The sequence below is a fragment of the Psychrobacter sp. KCTC 72983 genome (genome assembly GCF_014280455.1).
GTDB lineage: Bacteria > Pseudomonadota > Gammaproteobacteria > Pseudomonadales > Moraxellaceae > Psychrobacter > Psychrobacter pacificensis.
This window is the reverse complement of record NZ_CP060390.1, coordinates 791,492-812,073: the sequence shown is the minus strand read 5'-3', so window position 1 is coordinate 812,073 and position 20,582 is coordinate 791,492. Positions and strand designations below refer to the sequence as shown.

At 44.8% G+C, this 20,582-nt stretch carries 16 protein-coding genes and 1 tRNA gene; 4 read left to right on the top strand and 13 right to left on the bottom strand.

The window, feature by feature from the left end:
• Window positions 1–100 precede the first annotated feature (100 nt).
• Both PSBA01_RS03475 and PSBA01_RS03470 read left to right on the top strand, forming a co-directional pair.
• The gene (locus PSBA01_RS03475) at window positions 101–1,243 is read left to right on the top strand and encodes an SPOR and LysM peptidoglycan-binding domain-containing protein (protein WP_186475044.1); all 1,143 of its coding nucleotides are present in this window, start codon (window positions 101–103) and stop codon (window positions 1,241–1,243) included.
• A 292-nt stretch (window positions 1,244–1,535) separates the two neighbouring features.
• On the top strand, window positions 1,536–2,066 hold the full coding sequence (locus PSBA01_RS03470; protein WP_186475043.1) for a DUF2726 domain-containing protein: 531 nt from the start codon (window positions 1,536–1,538) through the stop codon (window positions 2,064–2,066).
• A gap of 62 nt (window positions 2,067–2,128) precedes the next feature.
• Here PSBA01_RS03470 and PSBA01_RS03465 read toward each other — a convergent pair whose 3' ends face one another.
• From PSBA01_RS03465 to gatC, 13 genes are all read right to left on the bottom strand, one after another.
• Complete coding sequence (locus PSBA01_RS03465) at window positions 2,129–3,097, bottom strand: DUF1853 family protein (RefSeq protein WP_186475042.1); 969 nt, start codon at window positions 3,095–3,097, stop codon at window positions 2,129–2,131.
• A gap of 2,582 nt (window positions 3,098–5,679) precedes the next feature.
• A complete protein-coding gene (locus PSBA01_RS03460) occupies window positions 5,680–6,216 on the bottom strand; it encodes a tail assembly protein (RefSeq protein WP_228724627.1) in 537 nt (178 codons plus the stop codon).
• A gap of 41 nt (window positions 6,217–6,257) precedes the next feature.
• Window positions 6,258–7,184 (bottom strand): IS30 family transposase, encoded by a 927-nt coding sequence (locus PSBA01_RS03455; protein ID WP_025643743.1) that lies wholly within the window; start codon window positions 7,182–7,184, stop codon window positions 6,258–6,260.
• 122 nt (window positions 7,185–7,306) lie between these two features.
• Window positions 7,307–9,454 (bottom strand): DUF3987 domain-containing protein, encoded by a 2,148-nt coding sequence (locus PSBA01_RS03450; RefSeq protein ID WP_186475041.1) that lies wholly within the window; start codon window positions 9,452–9,454, stop codon window positions 7,307–7,309.
• Complete coding sequence (locus PSBA01_RS03445) at window positions 9,447–10,046, bottom strand: hypothetical protein (RefSeq protein ID WP_186475040.1); 600 nt, start codon at window positions 10,044–10,046, stop codon at window positions 9,447–9,449. Before PSBA01_RS03445 ends, PSBA01_RS03450 begins: the two co-directional genes overlap by 8 nt.
• A complete protein-coding gene (locus PSBA01_RS03440; protein WP_186475039.1) occupies window positions 10,039–10,845 on the bottom strand; it encodes a hypothetical protein in 807 nt (268 codons plus the stop codon). The genes PSBA01_RS03445 and PSBA01_RS03440 overlap by 8 nt, the downstream gene beginning before the upstream one ends.
• A gap of 379 nt (window positions 10,846–11,224) precedes the next feature.
• Window positions 11,225–11,566: a helix-turn-helix transcriptional regulator gene (locus PSBA01_RS03435; protein WP_186475038.1), complete on the bottom strand. Its 342-nt coding sequence runs from the start codon at window positions 11,564–11,566 to the stop codon at window positions 11,225–11,227.
• Between the two features lie 136 nt (window positions 11,567–11,702).
• The gene (locus tag PSBA01_RS03430) at window positions 11,703–12,467 is read right to left on the bottom strand and encodes a hypothetical protein (protein ID WP_186475037.1); all 765 of its coding nucleotides are present in this window, start codon (window positions 12,465–12,467) and stop codon (window positions 11,703–11,705) included.
• A 323-nt stretch (window positions 12,468–12,790) separates the two neighbouring features.
• Window positions 12,791–14,029 (bottom strand): tyrosine-type recombinase/integrase, encoded by a 1,239-nt coding sequence (locus tag PSBA01_RS03425; protein WP_186475036.1) that lies wholly within the window; start codon window positions 14,027–14,029, stop codon window positions 12,791–12,793.
• Between the two features lie 162 nt (window positions 14,030–14,191).
• A tRNA-Pro gene (locus PSBA01_RS03420) sits at window positions 14,192–14,268 on the bottom strand.
• A 114-nt stretch (window positions 14,269–14,382) separates the two neighbouring features.
• On the bottom strand, window positions 14,383–15,909 hold the full coding sequence (gatB, locus tag PSBA01_RS03415; RefSeq protein ID WP_186475035.1) for an Asp-tRNA(Asn)/Glu-tRNA(Gln) amidotransferase subunit GatB: 1,527 nt from the start codon (window positions 15,907–15,909) through the stop codon (window positions 14,383–14,385).
• Window positions 15,909–17,405 carry an Asp-tRNA(Asn)/Glu-tRNA(Gln) amidotransferase subunit GatA gene (gatA, locus tag PSBA01_RS03410; protein WP_186475034.1) on the bottom strand — a complete coding sequence of 499 codons (1,497 nt, stop codon included), beginning with the start codon at window positions 17,403–17,405 and terminating at the stop codon, window positions 15,909–15,911. Before gatA ends, gatB begins: the two co-directional genes overlap by 1 nt.
• Before the next feature lie 81 nt (window positions 17,406–17,486).
• The gene (gene gatC, locus PSBA01_RS03405) at window positions 17,487–17,801 is read right to left on the bottom strand and encodes an Asp-tRNA(Asn)/Glu-tRNA(Gln) amidotransferase subunit GatC (protein ID WP_071003135.1); all 315 of its coding nucleotides are present in this window, start codon (window positions 17,799–17,801) and stop codon (window positions 17,487–17,489) included.
• Between the two features lie 618 nt (window positions 17,802–18,419).
• Between gatC and PSBA01_RS03400 the strand changes: the two genes are divergently transcribed.
• Together PSBA01_RS03400 and mreC are read left to right on the top strand one after the other, a co-directional pair.
• A complete protein-coding gene (locus PSBA01_RS03400) occupies window positions 18,420–19,457 on the top strand; it encodes a rod shape-determining protein (RefSeq protein ID WP_071003137.1) in 1,038 nt (345 codons plus the stop codon).
• Window positions 19,458–19,687: 230 nt separating this feature from the next.
• Complete coding sequence (mreC, locus tag PSBA01_RS03395) at window positions 19,688–20,542, top strand: rod shape-determining protein MreC (RefSeq protein WP_186475033.1); 855 nt, start codon at window positions 19,688–19,690, stop codon at window positions 20,540–20,542.
• Window positions 20,543–20,582 lie beyond the last annotated feature (40 nt).

Genomic DNA, 20,582 nt, shown 5'->3' with positions numbered 1-20,582 from the left:
TGGCGGTACGAGGTATTTATTAGCGCAATTATCTATATTGCTGTAAGACAGTCCCTGCGCCGCTCAATCAACCTTATCACCAACTAAGAGACGTAAACGGATGAACTTTTCGAGACAAGCCTTATTGGGCATTGGGATGATTCTAGGCGGTAGCGTGATGTTATACGCCATGGTGCAGCAGATTGGCGAGAGCAACCAGCCACAGCCAACATCAGCGATGATAGAGAAACCAACGACCGAGCAAGAATCTCCGCAACCGCTAACGACTGACATTGAGACAGAAAAACGTATCCTTGCGCAAAAGCAAAAAGAACGTGCTGCTCGTGTTGCCGAGCAGGAGAGACGCGCACAGGAGTTTTTGACAGAACAAGAAGTGGCTGAAGCAGAAGCGTTGGCCAAAGCCCGTGCTGAAAGCCAGCAGTATGTCAAAAATATCGCGGCGACAAATGAACAGAGTGAGAGTTCAGAAGACGTAAAAGACACAGAAAAAAGTGTCAAAAGTAAGGAAGTGCAAGATGCTGAAAAATTGGTCAAGGCAGCCGATGATGCAGTGAATGAAGCCAAAGCAAAAAAGCAGGCGGAAGATGAGCAGCAACAAGCCAAAGCAAAACAAGAAAAAGCCGCTGCTGAAAAACTAGCAGAAAGTAAAAAAGAAGCAGAAGCGAAAAGACAAGCGGACGCTCAAGCTGCGGCCGAAAAAAAGAGAGAGGCAGCTGAAGCGGCTAAAAATGAACCACCAAAATCGCCCTCTGATTATCAAGTCAAAAAAGGCGATGGGCTGATTAAGCTTGCAAGACAGTACAATATGCCTGTCGAACTCTTGGCTCAAGCAAATAACATCTCACCATCGACCTCATTACAGCTGGGTCAAAACATTACCATACCGTCGCGCAGTCAAGTGCAACGTCTGGAGCGAGAAGCCGCTGCTGCCGAAAAAGCGGCTGAGGCTAAGCGAGAGGCTCAGCAAAAGCTTCGTGAGGCTCGTCAAGAAGTCAAAGAAACCGATGCGAAAGGCAGCTTTGGGGTGCAAGTAGCGCTCGCAGATAATCAGGCCAAAGCGGATCAACTAGCGAAAAAATTCAAAGAGGCTGGATATCAAGTGAAGACCAGTCCGACCAGTCGCGGTGTACGCGTCATTGTTGGTCCTGAACGTGGAAAGGTCGCCGCATTGGCACTAAAAGATAAGATCAATAGTGACGCCAATGTTGATACAACAGGTGCATGGGTGCTTTATTGGCGTTAAATAAGATATCAGTGGGGTATCCCTTATCACGACCTACACGCTGATATATGGCTTAGCTGTCATCTTATCGATTTAGACCATGATTATTTTTAAACACGACAACCACTGTCGTGTTTTTTGTTTTATCGTTTGCCGATTGGCGCAAGCTTGGTTACGATGAGCACCATTTTTATTACTCATTTTTGTATAACCTGTCAGCCTATAAAGGTTGCCCTGTGGTGATCAGCCGATCATTGACTCTTCAGAGTCTTGAACGCTAGCCGGTCACTGTTATATTGTATAAGGTAAAACCATGTCATTTGGCGCTATATTTTTAATCTTGGCCGTTGGGTTTTTAGGGCTTATTACGTTACCAAAGCTATTGGCCAGACGTCCAGTCGTAGAGCCTGAGCCAAAACCTGTGCGCGGTGATGAGCTGGCTATCTGGCCATTTGCCCCAATGCCAATCATGACCGATACTGAAGTGATATTTTTTAATAAATTAAAAAATGCGCTACCTGAGTATCATATTTTTGTACAGGTTCAGCTGTCACGTATCATCGAAGCCAATAGTGATGAGACGTCCGAGCGCAGCTTTTGGTTTAATCGTATCTGTCGCCAGAGCGTTGATTATGTAATCGTGGATGTTGACGCTCAGACCACGCTAGTTGCCATCGAGCTTGATGACTGGACACATAGCAGCAAAGCGCGGCAAAAGGCTGATGATAAAAAAGACAAAGCTCTGGCGAGTGCAGGTATAGCTATCGTTCGTTTTCACGCTGAGCGTATGCCTAGTGCCGATATGCTGAGATACGAGCTAATGCAGGTGATTGAGAGTTATTAAATGGTTCACTAAGCTTCTTTGGTTGTTAAAATGAGACAGTTATTCAAACTATCTAGCTTAGACTATTCTTTTATTTGGCTTAACTGCCTTGGATAAATGACAATCAGTCGCTCACCTTCGAAGTACAATCCTGTTCTGAGGTTTGGCGTGTCAGGGTAGGTAAGGGGCGGCTGACACCGACCATAGCGGTCATAAAAGTCGCGCTTGGTGAACCATTCAATATAATGCGCAGCTCGCAATGAAGTGGTGTCAATCGTCGCAAGAGCGGCTTTATCTCTCTTATCACACCATTCATGTATCGGAAAGCTGGGTGTTAGCCAATGAGGCCAATCATAATCACCAAGGTTGGTTGTGTTAATCGGTAAAAAGAATCGCCCTTTGATTACACCATAGCGTTTGTCTATTTTGACCTGCCCGTGATCTTCCGTATCTACCCAGACGGCTCGAAACTGCTTGGTTTGCATGTGCGTCATCTTACGCTGTAGATTATCATTGGAGTTAATCCCTACCCAGTTCACAGGCTCAAAAGGTGCTGATCCCATAAAAAATTTAATGGCTAGTTCCCAATGCTCCACCAGCCTCTCTTCATGATTATACAAAATCAAATCAAGCTCACCGACAGTCTGCTTACCATTGTACAGCTGTACATTATTAGCTAGTGTCTCGTACGGATGCAGATTACGCGCAAACCCATCCTCTAACCAAAACGATAGTAGTCCCTCAAAGTGAAACCCCAATCGATTGGGACTAGGGCGTTTGAGTAAATAGCGAGTCAGCTCTTGATAGGTGGCAGTGGTGTCTAGCTCTGTTAATCGTTGCTCATACGCTTCAAACTGTGTCTGCCAAAATTGTGCACTATGCACAGCAACGGTATGTGTGCTCTGATGCGGTGCAAAGTCTAGCCACGTGGTCAAGACATTGGGACATGCCAGTACATAAGCCAAATCGCGCACGTAAGGCCGGCGGAAACGCTCCCAAGGTACATCATCTATGAGGCGATTATGTGTGGGTTTATTGATAGGCTCGGACATAGGATAAACCATCATTGTGGTGAGGCATTTACCCTAACGGCTCGCTCTATAAAAGTCTATAGGATACGAGTATCGGCGATGGCAGTGCTAAGCTTTTTGGCTTCAAAACATGATATTAATGTGATGGATATGAATACTGATATCAGTAAAATTTAGCACAAAAAAAAGCCAACCATTGAAAACAATGATTGGCTTTTCTCTTTACTGCTATGTTTGGTCGGAACGGCAGGAAGTAAAGTAAAAGCTGTATACCTTGTATTGTATGGCTTTTATATTTATATATTATAAATATACCGTAAAATATACCGCATTATGTAAAAGTCACCTATGAAATGGTGCTCTTTTTATCAATTCTCAGTGATCTATATTATACCCATACATACTGATAATATAATTGTAACTATTAGGAATAGGTATACCCCCTACAGAGTTTTGACCATGCGAAAATTCTCTTGGGGGCGGTGGTCTTGGCGGGGCATCATGTTTACTTTTTACTCCACCCTAGGGGGTATTATAGTGATCAGCTTATAGCTTGGTGCCAATGGTGGGGCTGTAGCCTATCTTTTTTACAGCGTTAATCGGCTCTAAACCGTCGGCGACTGCATGACAGTAGGTCTCTTGTTTAGGCGTCATGACTGATAACCTTTAGTTATTGATTTTAGGGGTTTTGACATTTAGGACATTTTTTGTCTAATAAGAATTTTTCTTGCGCGTAGTATGGGGAGTGGTGTCCGCTCTATAAGCATCTAAAAATATTTACATTACCCCCCCACATGGTGAAGTAGTAAATTTACTATTAATCTATAACCGTACTAATTATTATAGTGATCAGCTTATAGCTTGGTGCTTGGCTTAGTGTCAATGGCGGGGCTGGTGTGTAGGTTGCCAGTGGGTGAAGGTCACGGCTTAGCGTATCGGTTGTGGTTTGGTGCTGGTCTCATGGCTTGGCTTGGTGCCAATGGTGGGGCTGGTGTGTAGGTTGCCAGTGGGTGAAGGTCACGGCTTAGCGTATCGGTTGTGGTTTGGTATTGCTTTAGGGCTTGGCTTCAGCTCATAGCCTGATTGTCACTGCTTCTACTTGGCATCTGCTCATCATTCACACACACGCGCATAGGCAGAATGCGCTAATTTGCTAACTATTCTATCAATCGTATGCGGGTAAAGGGCTTCAGGCTTCGCACCCCTTTGCTAAGTCATGCTAACTCTGCTAATTATCATAGTGATCAGCTTATAGCTTGGTGCTTGGCTTAGTGTCAATGGCAGGGCTGGTGTGTAGGTTGCCAGTGGGTGAAGGTCACGGCTTAGCGTATCGGTTGTGGTTTGGTGCTGGTCTCATGGCTTGGCTTGGTGCCAATGGTGGGGCTGGTGTGTAGGTTGCCAGTGGGTGAAGGTCACGGCTTAGCGTATCGGTTATGATTTGGTATTGCTTTAGGGCTTGGCTTTAGCTCATAGCCTGATTGTCACTGCTTCTACTTGGCATCTGCTCATCATTCACACACACGCGCATAGGCAGAATGCGCTAATTTGCTAACTATTCTATCAATCGTATGCGGGTAAAGGGCTTCAGGCTTCGCACCCCTTTGCTAAGTCATGCTAACTCTGCTAATTATCATAGTGATCAGCTTATAGCTTGGTGCTTGGCTTAGTGTCAATGGCAGGGCTGGTGTGTAGGTTGCCAGTGGGTGGAAGGTTACGGCTTAGCGTATCGGTTATGATTTGGTATTGCTTTAGGGCTTGGCTTTAGCTCATAGCCTGATTGTCACTGCTTCTACTTGGCATCTGCTCATCATTCACACACACGCGCATAGGCAGAATGCGCTAATTTGCTAACTATTCTATCAATCGTATGCGGGTAAAGGGCTTCAGGCTTCGCACCCCTTTGCTAAGTCATGCTAACTCTGCTAATTATCATAGTGATCAGCTTATAGCTTGGTGCTTGGCTTAGTGTCAATGGCAGGGCTGGTGTGTAGGTTGCCAGTGGGTGAAGGTTACGGCTTAGCGTATCGGTTGTGGTTTGGTGCTGGTCTCATGGCTTGGCTTAGTGTCAATGGCAGGGCTGGTGTGTAGGTTGCCAGTGGGTGAAGGTCACGGCTTAGCGTATCGGTTGTGGTTTGGTGCTGGTCTCATGGCTTGGCTTGGTGCCAATGGTGGGGCTGGTGTGTAGGTTGCCAGTGGGTGAAGGTCACGGCTTAGCGTATCGGTTATGATTTGGTATTGCTTTAGGGCTTGGCTTTAGCTCATAGCCTGATTGTCACTGCTTCTACTTGGCATCTGCTCATCATTCACACACACGCGCATAGGCAGAATGCGCTAATTTGCTAACTATTCTATCAATCGTATGCGGGTAAAGGGCTTCAGGCTTCGCACCCCTTTGCTAAGTCATGCTAACTCTGCTAATTATCATAGTGATCAGCTTATAGCTTGGTGCTTGGCTTAGTGTCAATGGCAGGGCTGGTGTGTAGGTTGCCAGTGGGTGAAGGTCACGGCTTAGCGTATCGGTTGTGGTTTGGTATTGCTTCAGGGTTAATAAACTGAAGCCCCGCTTTTAGGGCGGGGCTTAAGTCGTTTAAGGGTAGATTTGTTTATGTATCCTCATTGACTACCATCATACTAATAACAGCGCCTCCAACAAGACGACGGCCATATAGTATCGGTACGGGGTTACCCTCTGCAACCGTAGTCACAGCGCCACCAAAAGCATAGCTAGGTTTATTGCCGTCTGGGTCTTGCGGCTCGATGCTGGGACGCGGCATAAGTAAAGAAGCTGCACCACCTGCTATCATACCCGCACCCGCTGCTATCATAGCAGGATTGCCACCTGAAAAACCTATCAAAACAGCGCCCGCTACAACTTGTAAATAGCCCAATGTGTCGCCACCAGCTCCAGTTATTTTGGGAACAATGCGGATAACTGAAGCCCCTGTTTTCATGCCAACTTCATCTTTACTTATATTTTTATCGTCATTAAAAACTGCAAAGAATAAGCCTGTGCTTTCAGCTTCTAACATAAACTTTTTGAAGCCGTCTACTTGATAGCTTAAGGCTATGCAGGCTTCTTGTGGCGACTCAACATCAAATTCAAACGTTTTGCCAAACTTTTCGCCTAATACGCCATGCAATTCGATTTTACGTAACTTAGATTAACACACCAAGTGCAACGCTAATTAATATTATAGAACGCCTGCATAGGCGTTTTAAACCCTAATCGTTTTCTTGGTCTGTTGTTTAGTTTGTTCTCAATGTCCTGTATTTCATTATCAGAGACTTGTCTAAAGTCACAACCCTTAGGCAAGTACTCTCTGATAAGGCCATTGGTATTCTCGTTGGTTCCTCGCTGCCATGACGCATAAGCATCGGCAAAGAAGAAAGGGCTAAAGAGCTTTTGTTTCACCTTCTTATGCTGAGCAAACTCTTTACCATTGTCAGAGGTAATGGTCTTAACCTGCAACCTCACTGGCGCTAAGAGTTCTATCATTGCCTCTGATACTTGCTGTGCTGTTTTATGACCCACACGCTTCATCTTCAGCAGCCCCGTTTTACGTTCAACGAGCGTGACAATCGCTTGCTTGTGATGCTGACCGATAACGGTATCCGCTTCCCAATCTCCAATACGTGAGCGTTCTTCAACAATACAAGGGCGCTCATGAATCGAGACTCTGTCATTGATACGGCCTCGAGTCTCAGCGGTTAGACGCTGCCGGTATGGTTTTCCTTTACGTCTGAGACACTGCCACAATGTACCGCCCTGCCTCTTATCACGCCAAATATAGCGATAAATGCTCATATGACTGATACCAGCATGAACGCCAGATATTTGCTCAGGACTCCAGTTCTCTTTAAGCTTGTCTGTCACCCATGCCCAGAGGTCAGTCACAATAGTTGTGGCGTTGTTAGCCCGTCTGTCACAAGCCTTGTTATTAGCATGCTTTGCTCGGTAACCTCGTAGGCTTTTATTACGCCTAAGCTCTCTTGATATGGTACTGGGACTTCTGTTTAACACCCTCGCTATAAAATTAATACTATGTTTTGCCCCTTTAAGGGCATAAATCTGGTATCGTTCACCTAGGCTTAGATGTGTATAGCTCATGGTTGCAATCTCACTTTGGTCGGTGGATAAAAACTTTGATGCTAGCGCATCTAGGTCTTTTTTTCACCTTGCATTTGGTATTGCACTTCATGTGTTAATCTAAGTAACATAATACAGTCCTTTTATTTTTCAGTGAATAATATTGGATTTATTTCTATATGAGCCTTGCCGTCTACTTTGATTTGGCGGGCGTGGCTTTGATCAGTGAGTATTTTTAAGACTTTATCTAGCGCCTTGGCTTTGCGTAAGTGCATAGGCGTTACACGTTGTAGAATGCTTGCCCGTGGTACGGTTTTAGTGTCATGTTCACGGCAATAGGCTAACAGCCAGTTTTCAAGGCGGTCAGCTTCTATAATGGCGTGATCCCGTTCTATAAACCCGCTATACCGTTCCCATTCATCTAGTGAGTATTGCACTAGCTTAATGGCGCTTTGCATAAGATTGCCGTCTACTGCTTCCATACCTTCAAAAAATGCCAAAATAGTAGAAACGCGGGTGGCGTGTTCACATGCCCGTGAAGCAAAGGGCTTAAAGTGTGCATACCGCCCAGCCTTACCCATTTGACGCTCAGTAGTGTTGTTTAGTTCCATTAGCATGACTTCAGCTTCTTGGCTCATTGGCATTACTGGGCGCGTGATCCTTCCTTCCTGTGGTGGTATGAAGGGTTTGTCTAGCAGCTCGTTGCATCGTTCCCAATACTGTACTAGCCGTTTATCATTGAATGGGCGCATTTTGAATGAAGCAAGGTCATTGTGAAGCCGTGTACCTGCTAGGCTTGCGGGTGCTGCAAACAGAAAGCGAGGTAAAAAGCCTTGTTCACGTAGTACGGGGTCACTTAATACGCCCTCTAATACCGCCTTTTGTCCTAATGTATTAATGGTTAGGCGCACTTCGTAAGCTGTTCCGCTTTCGTTAAGGTTTGACCGTGCGCGGGTGCGTTCCGCTGTTCCTTTATCCCATAGGCTTGTTAATGTACCTAATGCAGCGTCACGGGTATCACCCTTTAGCGTATGCCCTCCAAAAATCTGCCCTGCTTCATCGCTTACCCATGCCACGTTATGAGCGTCACCGCGTATAAAGGTGCTTATTATTGGTTCAAGCGTGGCATCTTTAAATAATGATTGCGGGTTGTGTGGCTCAGGGTGGTTATTCTCTAAGTCGGCTTTTTCTTTGGCACTACGGCACTTTGCTATAGCTAAGGTGTGATCCTTTACGTCCTCGTGGTACTGGCTCATCATAGTTTGTTGACGTTCATATATACGCTGATCGGCTAGCCGTTGGCATGATGATTTACGTTCACCGCTGCCACCTTCAGTAAGTATAAATAAGCTACACGGTTGCCCCTTATTACTATAACGGTCATAAGCATTTACATGGGGCTGGGCAAGGTATGACAAGGCACCCATAACGCACTGACCAGCCATAGCTATAGGGGCTTGCACATGATGGGCTATTGCTGTGACAGCATGGCGGGCTAATTCAGGCAATGCATCAAGCGGGTAAGGGTTAGGCGTTCCGTTTTCATCTATTAACCGTGTAAATGGTTCTTTTTCATTGATTATTTGCCAGCTAAGCGTTTGTTTTTGCTCATTGGTTAGTGGCTCATGCCCGTCCAATGTGCCAAGGTTGTGAATAGCTGCATTTGCTAACAAGCCTTTGACTTCATTATCAGGTATAGGAAAATCAAGGTCATAATCAAGGCTGTGTATAGCTATCGTGGCATCTACTAGCATGGCTTGGTAGTCGTCAAGTTCATGGCACCCAATAGGCAAGCATAATCTACCTTTAGCTTTAAACTGCCACTGTCCCACCATATAAGCAATATTTGCAGGTGTGAAGCATACTAAGATAAAGGCTTGCGGGTGTACTCTATAGATATTACAGCCCGCTTCTATCGTTTTGACTAAAAACACGGTATTACTATCGGTTAAGGTGCCAATAGCAAACGCCCCTTTAGGTTGGCTCAATGGCTCAAAAACTATAGGCGCTTGGTGATCTTTATCATCAGGGGGTGGTATCATTGCCGTATTTACTATATTCCCTTTAGCATCTACTAAGGGTAATAGTAGGTGATCAGGAAAGCGGGTAGTGTCTTGCCCTGTGATGTTAAAGCCTGTTGCTGTATGGCGGGGCTGTTGAGTGCTAAATGCTGATAAAGGCAAACAAGCTAAGGTGTCGTTATACCTTTTGATCTGTTCAGGCTTTAGGGTATTTTTATTAAACATTTTTACCAGTTGGCTGGCTGCTGTGGTGGTCTCTAATTTACTCATGGCTACCCCCTTTTACTTGCTTAGCAGCTCTTAACTGCTCTAATGCATCGCTGGCATCAGCATTGAAGTTCATAACTAAGTGCTGGCTAATACTAATTAAGTCAGTAACCATGCCACGCGGGTAATTATCGTTATTGGATAACTTGCGTATGGCTTCGTATAGACTGTTTAGCCAGTTGGTATGATGCATTTGCAAGCTAAGGGTATCATCAAGCTGTAACGCTAGGTTTTGGGCGCTCAGTGAAGCCGTGGGCTGTGTAGCTTGTTGGTTTTGAGTGGTTGGCGCTTGCTTAGCAGCTCTTAACTGCTCTAATGCATCGCTGGCATCAGCATTGAAGTTCATAACTAAGTGCTGGCTAATACTGATTAAGTCAGTAACCATGCCACGCGGGTAATTATCGTTATTGGATAACTTGCGTATGGCTTCGTATAGACTGTTTAGCCAGTTGGTATGATGCATTTGCAAGCTAAGGGTATCATCAAGCTGTAACGCTAGGTTTTGGGCGCTCAGTGAAGCCGTGGGCTGTGTAGCTTGTTGGTTTTGGGTAGGGGTTTGATTGTTTGCTAGGGTTGTGCTGATTGAATTACCCATGATGGATAGCTCCTATATTGTTTTGAGTAGGTGTCACGCTACACGCTCTATACATTGATGTATACGCTGGTATAGGGTGACGGGGTTCACTCTCGGTCAATATAGAAACCGCCCCGCATATTTGCCTATTGGCTATTTTATTTTGCGATGTCACCCCGTCATAGTCGGCTGGCAATTGATTTGCCATAGATATGAGGGTTTTGTCCCTTGATGCGCTTAAATACGCTTTTAGGGTTGTGGCTGAGTATTTAGAATGAATTTGAGAGTTCATACTATGATCAGACACAAAAAAAGCCAAAATGTCACGGCTGGCTTGTCCGCTATATTGATTTGAGAGAATTGCAGTATACGCTAGGGCGGTACAAGATGACAAGCCCAGCAATAAGATAGTAATTAATAGCATAAGCACAAAAGGTGGTTTGATATAGCCCGCTTGCTTGGTGCCAATGGTGGGGCTGGTGTGTAGGTTGCCAGTGGGATTAATGAAGCGTACAAGGTGCCCTAGTCTAACTTGCCCTTGCGGGTTTAACAGCTCTCTAATTACTGCTAAGTGTGGGGCGTTGGTTTTGTCGCTTATTAATACCCATAATATAGGGTCAGGGCGTTTGCCTTGTTCATTGATTTTGCGCTCAAGCTCCCAAAGGCAACCGTGTGCATTACAAGTAAAAATATAATGCTTTCGGCTTTGAGTGAATACCGTCACTAATTGGCTAGCGCAATAGTTCTTACCATATTTTATACGGTATTCCGTGCTTGCAGCGTCAAGGGTGAGTTGTTCTAACTCTGTGACTTGGCTCATGCTGGGGTATAAGCCTGAGTGCCAAGCCCATCGTTTTGAATGATTAGGCGTATATATTATCGTTTGGTTGTTAGGTAGCTGAGATATAAACCCCGCGCCCCGCTGTAAAATATGATTGAAAGCATCATTTGTTTTTGATGTATTAGCAATCAACAGGGTAGCGTCCAAGGTATCGTTTGACTGTCCAAGGTGGTCATTAACTGGCTCTATATAATGATCACTTAGTACCTTATACCAATGATGGCGGTTACTCATGGATGATTTAGGCGGTGTGTAGCCTATATTTGCGTACTTACCCGCTAGGCTTCTACCTAAAACTATATATTCATGGTTTTTTGCGCTTTCGGGGCTGGTGATGATGCTGGTGATATGAGACATATTAAGCCACCCCGCCATTGTTGTTATCGTCATTTGATGCGGGTGTATCAGTAGGCGCGTACTGGTCTTTAAACCATTGATGCACGTCTTGATTACGCCATGCGGTAACAGTGTTAGACAGTTTGACGGGGGCAGGGAAACGCCCATTTTTTGCCCACTTCCATAGCGTTGATAAGCCAATAGGTAAAAAAGGTATTAATTGGCTGGCACGGCTATAGCCGTCTAATGGCAAGCTGATTGCATTAGGTGGCGGGGTATTAGTTGGCTGTAATGTTGGCGCTGGAATGATGAAAGCGGGCGGTAGTGTGTTAGCATTGGTAGCTGATTGCTTTTGTGTGGTCATAGTCATTACCCATAATAATTGATTGATTATTACGCGCTTGCGGTCTAGGTATATGGTCATAGACTGCTAGGCGATGTGGTAATGATGAATGACTTTAGATATATTATAAAAACAGCGCTAGCATTATATTATTGTGCTAGCACTGTAATTTAGGCATTGACTGTATATATTTTATTAACTCGCTTTGAATGCTAGGTATTTCAAACCATGTAATATCATGGCGTATGCCCCTAGAATATTCACTAATCCATACCTTTACTTGATCGAGGTTATATTCCTCATGGGGTGTGGTTTTTTCTAATAAATCCATTACTATTTCAGCGCGTTTCTTTTGCGTGGCGTTAGGCTCTAGTCTTAATGACTCGTTAAAAGCTCCTTGAAATGAACGTCTTTTTTCTTTAGTTTTGTCCGCTGTCTTTTGGGCATTGATAAATCCCTGCTTACTAATATGATCTAGCCTATTTACCAAAATATTAGTGATTTGGTGGGCGTGGTGAACAGAATAAGAATGCGGGTATTTTGTATCATTGATAGACGATACAACCCTAAAATCATCATTGATAGGTGAATTAAAATGATCGAAATGCTTAAAGTCCGTTTGTGTGTAATCTAGGTAATAAGGTAAAAGTAGCCCATAAATAAAAGGGACTTCTAAAGGGAATGTTTTAGCCAGTAATGGATTTGGTTTGTTTGCTTCCTCAATCCAATACCTGTAAAAGCTCTCACAATGGTAAAGGCTTATGTTTTTAATAAAATTTACATTGTGCTCTATGACAGACTCAGGCGCTTTCATTGCTTTTAGTGAATTAATAATTCTATTATGAATATCTTTAAGAATAATTGTTCTAGGCAAGTCTTGTTTTAATAAGTCCTGAATACTGCTATCTAGTGATAATTTCATTACTGCACCCATGCACCCAATCAAAAATAAATAAGGGCTAAGACGTGTCACGGCTTTGGGTGCATTTGCCGTGATTTTCGGTAGCTACTCCTAGTCTTAGCAAGCTGTAAAAACTGGTTTTGTTTACTTTTTAATCAATTAATAGCGTATTTTTAGTAAAATTAGCGGATAGTTAGCAAAGTTAGCATGACTTAGCAAAGGGGTGCGAAGCCTGAAGCCCTTTACCTGCATATGATTGATAGGATAGTTAGCAAATTAGCGCATTCTGCCTATGCGCGGGCAAGGGGTAATGCTTATATATGCCAATAGTAATAGGGTATCTATCACCCATGTTTTGCAGCCAATGCCTTAAAATTGGCATGTATCACGTTATCCAATTTGCCAGCGTAAGCGTCATCAATGAAGTTTGCCCATTGGTGCATCATGTCAGTACGATAAGGTAAATGTTGAGCACCGTTATAGGCTTTGCTTATCTTGTTTTCTTTTTCATGTGCTAGCTGTAGCTCTATTGCTTCATGCATAAAGCCTTGTTCATGTAATGTGGTACTGGCAAGCCCACGGAAGCCGTGACCTGTCATGCGCCCTTTATACCCTAAACGCCATAGGGCAGTAATAAAGGCGTTAGTGCTGTAGGGTTTACGGGTAGTAGGATTAAAGAATACATATTGATTAGAAAAGCCTAAGCCCTTAATAGTTTTAAGTAGGGCTATGGCTTGTGGTGCCAATGGCACTAGGTGGGGTCTGTCCATTTTCATCTTGTCGGCTGGTATGCGCCATACATTGGCTTGGTAGTCTATTTCTGCCCATTCCATAAAGCGTAGTTCTTGTGTACGTACAAACGTATAACACATAAACCATAACCCTAGCTTTACTAATATATCACCGTCATAAGAGTCTATATCTTGTAATAGTTTAGGTAATTGCTGGCTAGTTATACGGCTATGGTGCTTCACCTTATGGGGCTTTAGTGCTTCGGTCAGATCATTGGCGGGGTTGTGAGTTATTAAGCCCTCACGTATGGCTTGTTTGAATATCTGCCCTGTTTGGCGTATTGCTCTACGCGCCATATCAGTAGCGCCCCTTGCTTCTATAGCTTTACCAATAGCCAAAATGTCAGGGGCGGTTATATCGTCTATATTCATTTGCCCAATGGCGGGCTTTATATCTCGTTGATACTGTGAATAATCACGGCTATAAGTGGTGGGTGCAATGTGGTTTTTACGGTCAGTGTGCCAGCGCTGGGCTATGGTATTAAATACCTTTGATCCGTCACGGTTGGCTTGTTGATCCTTCTTTGCTTGCTTTGGGTCTATGCCTTGCTCAATAAGGGCTTTTATCTCATTATGACGATAGCGAGCATCGGCAAGGCTCATTGTAGGGTATTTGCCAATAGTTAGGCTTTGCCGTTTATTGTTATATTTATAATCACTTACCCATACCTTACTACCAGTATGGCGCACCCATAAACGTAGGTTATCACCGTCACTATATTTGTCAGGGCGTGAAGGGGTGCATTTGGGTGTAGGCTTTAAGCGTTTGATCTGAGTATCAGTAAGAGACATGACGGTATATTCTCATAACGGTATAATTTATACCGTAAAATATACCGTACTTTTAAGAGTATTACCATAGATGATTGTAGATAGCTATAGACAGTAAAAGCCTTGTAAACGCCCAAAAATATAGGGTAGTCAGCTTATGCTAGACTACCCTATATTAGTGTTTGGTCGGAACGGCAGGATTTGAACCTGCGACCACCACACCCCCAGTGTGGTGCGCTACCAGACTGCGCTACGCCCCGAATGACTGACTATTTTACGCAAAATTATGTATATTGCAAGGGCTATTTATATTAGTCAAAATCTACAATACCATTCTGCCTAGCATAGTCAGTCTAATTGCTACGCTGCTCGTGTTAACCTAACAATTCTTTTAGAATTTGGTTCACTTGCTGCGGGTTCGCACTACCGCGACTGGCTTTCATGACTTGACCGACCAAACCGTTAAAGGCTTTTTCTTTACCGCCGCGATATTCTTCGACCATCGCTTCATTTTTTGCAATGACTTCCTCGACCATGGCTTTGATAGCGCCCGTGTCAGTCTCTTGCTTGAGGCCTTTGTCTTTGATGATTTTGTCTGCGGCGTCATCGCCGTCGCCGCCTTCGCGCTCGTATAGCGCACTAAAGACTTTCTTAGCCAATTTGCCAGATAGCGTGTCATCTTTGATACGCTTAAGCATACCAGCCAACTGCTTGGCGCTGATAGGGGAGTGGGTGATGTCTTTATCGTCTTTGTTCAGTGCGCCGAGTAAGTCGCCCATGACCCAGTTGCCAGCCATTTTGGCATCTGCTTGCCCAACTTCTGCGACCACAGCTTCAAAGTAATCAGCAATCTGACGACTACCAGTCAAGATACGAGCATCATATTCTGACAGACCAAGCGCTTCTTCAAAGCGTGCACGGCGAGCGACGGGTAGCTCTGGCATGGCTGCTTTGATCGCGTCAACGGTATGCTGCTCAATTCGGACAGGTAGCAAGTCAGGATCAGGGAAGTAGCGATAGTCGTTGGCGTCTTCTTTGGTACGCATGGTACGCGTTTCGTCACGCTCTGGATCATATAGCATGGTTGCTTGTACGACTTTGCCGCCATCTTCTAGGATGTCGATTTGACGCTCGATTTCACGATTGATAGCACGTTCGATAAAGCGGAACGAGTTTAGGTTTTTAAGCTCAGTACGTGTACCAAGCTCAGCGCCTGGCTTGCGTACAGAGACGTTGCAGTCACAGCGGAATGAGCCTTCAGCCATTACTGCGTCTGAAATACCTAGCCAAGTGACTAGCTGATGGATGGCTTTGATGTAGGCAAGCGCTTCGTGAGCAGAGCGCATGTCTGGCTCAGAGACGATTTCGATTAGTGGCGTACCCGCACGGTTCAAATCCACACCCGTCATACCATCGACGGCATCATGGACAGATTTACCCGCATCTTCTTCTAGATGGGCGCGGGTAATACCCATACGTTTTGGATATTCGTTTTTCTCGCCTTCGTTGACCACAACATCGATGTATCCTTCACCTACGATAGGATTGGCCATCTGAGTGATTTGATAGCCTTTAGGCAAGTCAGGGTAGAAGTAGTTTTTACGATCAAATGTATTAAACAGACCCAGCTCAGCATTGACACCGATACCAAATTTTAGCGCGCGATCGACCACGCCAGCATTTAATACTGGCAATACACCAGGTAAGCCTAAGTCAACGATACTTGCTTGGCTGTTTGGCTCATGACCGAAGTCAGTTGGCGCACTTGAGAATATTTTACTTTCTGTATTCAACTGGCAGTGAATCTCGATACCGATGACCACTTCATAGCCATCGACAAGTAGCTCTTTACGCACGGCGTGCTCGCGGACGGCACTGTTATCAGTAGTAGCTGTACTCATTATACCGTCTCCTTTGCGATGGTAGAGTGTTGTAGATGATGGTCGGTATGCTGCTGGAACAAATGCGCAGTCGTAAGCAATTGACTCTCTTGCCAGTGCTTACCGATTAATTGCAAGCCAATAGGTAGGCCTTCTGTCGTCAAACCTACTGGCTGACTGAGCGCAGGTAGACCCGCTAGGTTGACCGCGATGGTATAGACATCACCTAAGTACATGGTCGCAGGGTCGAGGTCTTCTGCCAGCTTATAAGCTGCGGTCGGCGCGGTGGGACTGGCGATGACGTCACAATTGGCAAAAGCATCATCAAAGTCTTTGACAATTAAGCGGCGGATTTTTTGTGCTTTAGTATAGTAAGCATCGAAGTAGCCAGCAGATAGCGCATAAGTCCCCGTCAAAATACGGCGCTGTACTTCAGGGCCAAAGCCTTCAGAACGTGAGCGCGTGTATAGATCGATCAGATCCGTTGGGTTTTCACAGCGATAGCCAAAACGTACGCCATCGAAGCGTGATAGGTTCGAAGACGCTTCGGCAGGTGCTAGCATATAATAGGTGGCGAGCGTGATCTCAGGGTCAGTGATGTTTACTTCTACAATCGTTGCGCCCAGCTCTTCGTATTTCTTTAAAGCGGCACGTGCTGCTTGTTCGACTTCGCTATTAAGCCCTGTACTGAAATATTCTTTAGCCACACCAATACGCAAACCGTCAAATGGCTTATCACCAGCCGCAGCCTCTGCATCATTGATGTCTTGTACGTAGTTGGGCATATCGTATTTGATAGAAGTGGCATCGCGTGGATCGTGCCCAATCATTGGCTGTAGCAAATAAGCACAATCTTTAGCGCTGCGTCCCATGCTACCAGCTTGATCCAAGCTTGAGGCATAGGCAATCATACCAAAGCGTGACACACGGCCATAAGTAGGCTTGATACCCGTTAGGCCACAGAATGAAGCTGGCTGACGAATAGAGCCGCCCGTATCACTACCGGTAGCAACAGGGACAAAACCTGCGGCAACGGCAGCGGCACTACCACCTGATGAGCCACCAGGGACGCGCTCTAGGTTCCAAGGATTCTGTACGGTGCCGTAGTATGAGCTGCTGTTGTCTGAGCCCATGGCAAACTCATCCATATTGAGCTTACCTAAGCTAATCATGCCAGCTTTGTCGATGTTAGAGACGATGGTTGCATCATATGGTGAGACAAAGTTATGCAGCATCTTAGAACCACAAGTCGTTAATACGCCTTGGGTACAAAAGATGTCTTTGTGCGCCATCGGTACGCCAAGTAGTGGACGCTGATCGCCTTGTGCACGCATCTCGTCAGCGGCTTTTGCTTGTGCACGTGCTGTTTCAGAAGTATGCGTGATAAAACTATTGATTTTGCCATCTAGCGCATCGATACGCTTGATGTAATGCTCGGTTAATTCTGCGCTGCTAAATTGTTTGTCTTGCAAGCCAGTAATTAGCTGCTCGGTACTTAATAAATGAAGTTCAGACATAAGGTGTCGTCCGTCAAAATGTGAATAGCATAAAATAAAATAGGATAATGACAAATGCGTGGTTGTATTATTCAGCCACTATTATTCAATCACCTGAGGTACAAGGTATAAGCCATCTTCAACGGCAGGCGCGACTGACTGATTGCGCTCGCGATTGATATCGTGTTTGGCTACGTCAGCACGTAACTCTTGGCAAGCCTCATGGATATTGGCTAGTGGTTTGATATCTGTTGTATCAACGTTAGATAAGGTATGCATCAATTTTAATACTTTACTGATATCGGCGGCATAGCTATCGGCCGTGCTTTCATCGACACCCAAGCGTGCAAGGTTGGCAACTTCCAGGATTTCTTCACGGCTGACAGTGTTGTCAGACGTTGCTGATTGCTGAGACATAGTTTCTCCAGTTAAGGACAGTTTTTGTTAGAGTAGGGATAAGGCAAATATATAAGCGCTCAAATGTAATTGGCTATAAAGTTGGCTTATTATAAAGCATCTGACCCAAGTTTACAGAGTATGAGGCTTGATTGATGCACAATATCAATCAACATCCGTATCAATCAGGGCAGAGTGCCGGCATAGCAATACGCAAATACTTGCAAAACTGACCGCATAATTCATGATTGATTTTCAATTGCTTCCCAATTAGGCTCTAAAATACGTTACAGTATGTACCTACTACTAAGCAAAACAATTATCTGCCTGTAGAGCCTTGTTAGTTATCACATTAAAAGCAGTTTCATTGAGTTGAATGATAGTCACTACTATTTCAAACTTTGTAACAACTTTTAGCGTCTTAGACAAAAATCCTTGCTTACTGATGCAAATACCTATGTTTTTTTTGAGCTAAATCGGTATAATTTAGCTCAGTTTTTTCATTTCATCATTATTGCTTAGGTTTGACTGGTTGCGATGATTCACTTTCGCTCCCGTTAATGTCTAACGACGACCTGCTCAACGCTGACGAGTAACACCTCAGTCAATCTCATTCGCCTCATTCGTAAGACGCTGGATATATTAGTCATGAACCTGTTTGGATTTTTATCAAATAATATCGCTATCGACCTCGGTACTGCGAACACCCTTATTTTTATTCCTAATAAAGGCGTCGTACTTGACGAGCCTACGGTGGTCGCATTACGAAGCAATCGTACTCAAAACCCGACCGTCGCTGCTGTGGGTATCGATGCCAAGCAAATGCTGGGTCGTACGCCTGCCAATATCACAGCGATTCGCCCGCTAAAAGACGGTGTGATTGCTGATTTTGAAGTGACGCAAAAAATGCTAAAACACTTCATCACTAAGGTAAAAGCCAAGCGTTTTATGGCACAGCCTAACGTGGTGGTTTGTGTACCATGTAAGTCCACCTTGGTTGAGCGTAAGGCGATTCGTGAGGCAGTATCATCAGCAGGCGCGAGCAAAGTATTATTGCTAGAAGAGCCAATGGCTGCGGCTATCGGTGCTGGCATGCCTGTTCATGAAGCCAGTGGTTCTATGGTCGTCGATATCGGTGGTGGCACCACTGAGATTGCTGTTATCGCGCTATCTGGTTGCGTCTATGCTGAGTCTATCCGTATCGGTGGCGATATGTTTGATGAGGCGATTATTACACATGTGCGCCGTACGCATGGTTGTGTGATTGGTGAGACGACCGCTGAGCGCATCAAAAAAGAAGTTGGCTCTGCATTGAATGAAAATAGCCAGCTAGAAGTAGAAGTTCGTGGTCGCAGCATGGCAGAAGGCGTGCCGAAAACCTTTATCGTCAATTCAGAAGAAGTACAAAAAGCATTGACTGACCCACTAAGCGGTATTGTCAGTGCAGTCAAAGTCGCTCTTGAGCAGACACCGCCAGAGTTGTCATCAGACATCGCAGAGCGCGGTATCGTATTGACAGGCGGTGGGGCGTTATTGCGCGATTTAGATAAGCTGATCTCACAAGAGACGGGCTTACCAGTGACGGTAGCAGAAGACCCTTTAACCTGCGTTAGCCGTGGTGGTGGTATCGCCCTTGATTTCATCAATAACAAAAGCTTGAACATGATTTTTGTCTAAATAGCTTTTGCTCATGAGCATGGTTTCCCTGTTAGGATATCTATAATGCCTCATGGCTTATGCATCAATCATTGATGTAGCCGATGCGATGACAAGTATATAAATTAAAGGTAGCCGACTGCGCTGCCTTTAATTGCATTAATCCATGCTAGAACCCAATATCACCGATAAACACGTATGTCCTCAATAAGTGTGATTGTTCATTTTAGAATTCTTAAATTAGACGACTTATGACTCCAAGTATCTTTGCGCGCCAAGCGTTATCACTTCGTAAGACTGCCATCGTGTTGATAGCGGCCTTAATACTGATGTGGTTTGATAGCAAAAACTCGGAATGGTTCAATCCAGTGCGCAGTACCAGTCATGCTGCCATGCAGCCTATTTATGAGATGTCTTTATTACCGAGCTATGCCAAGCATTGGGCGAGTGGTAGTTTGCAGTCAAAAGAAGCGCTGCGCCGCGAAAACATGCAGCTAAAATCGCAACTCATTCATGCACATGCCAAACTGCAGCAACAAGATTATATCTTGGCACAAAATGCGCGCTTGCAAGGGATTTTATCCACCACAAAGCCTGAGCAGTTTGATCTCAACTTAGCTCAAGTCATTGGTACAGATACCAACTTACTCAGACAGATTGTTGTGCTCAATAAAGGCAAGCAAGATGGTGTACAAGTCGGACAAACGGTTATCGATGAAGATGGTATTTTAGGACAGATCATTAACGTCTATCCTAATACGAGCCGTTTGTTATTGATTACAGATGACCAGCAGTCAGTGGCTGTCACTGTCAAACGTACTGGTCAGCGGGCTATTGTGACAGGCCAAGGTATCCCATCTGCACTGAGCCTAAACTATGTTTTTAAGACTTCAGACGTGCGCGTGGGTGATGAGTTGGTATCATCTGGTTTGGGTGGGCGAATTCCAGCGGGCTATCGTGTTGGCCGTATTGCTCACATCAAAGATGGGCAAGCGGATAACTTTAGAATCATTGAGGTCACGCCTTCTGCAAACTTTATTGACAACGCTTATGTCTTGATATTACAAGACAAGATACTCACTAAGAGTAAGAGCAGTAGTCAATGAATTCTGATGTCATAACGTTTTAACCAATAATGCCAGCTGC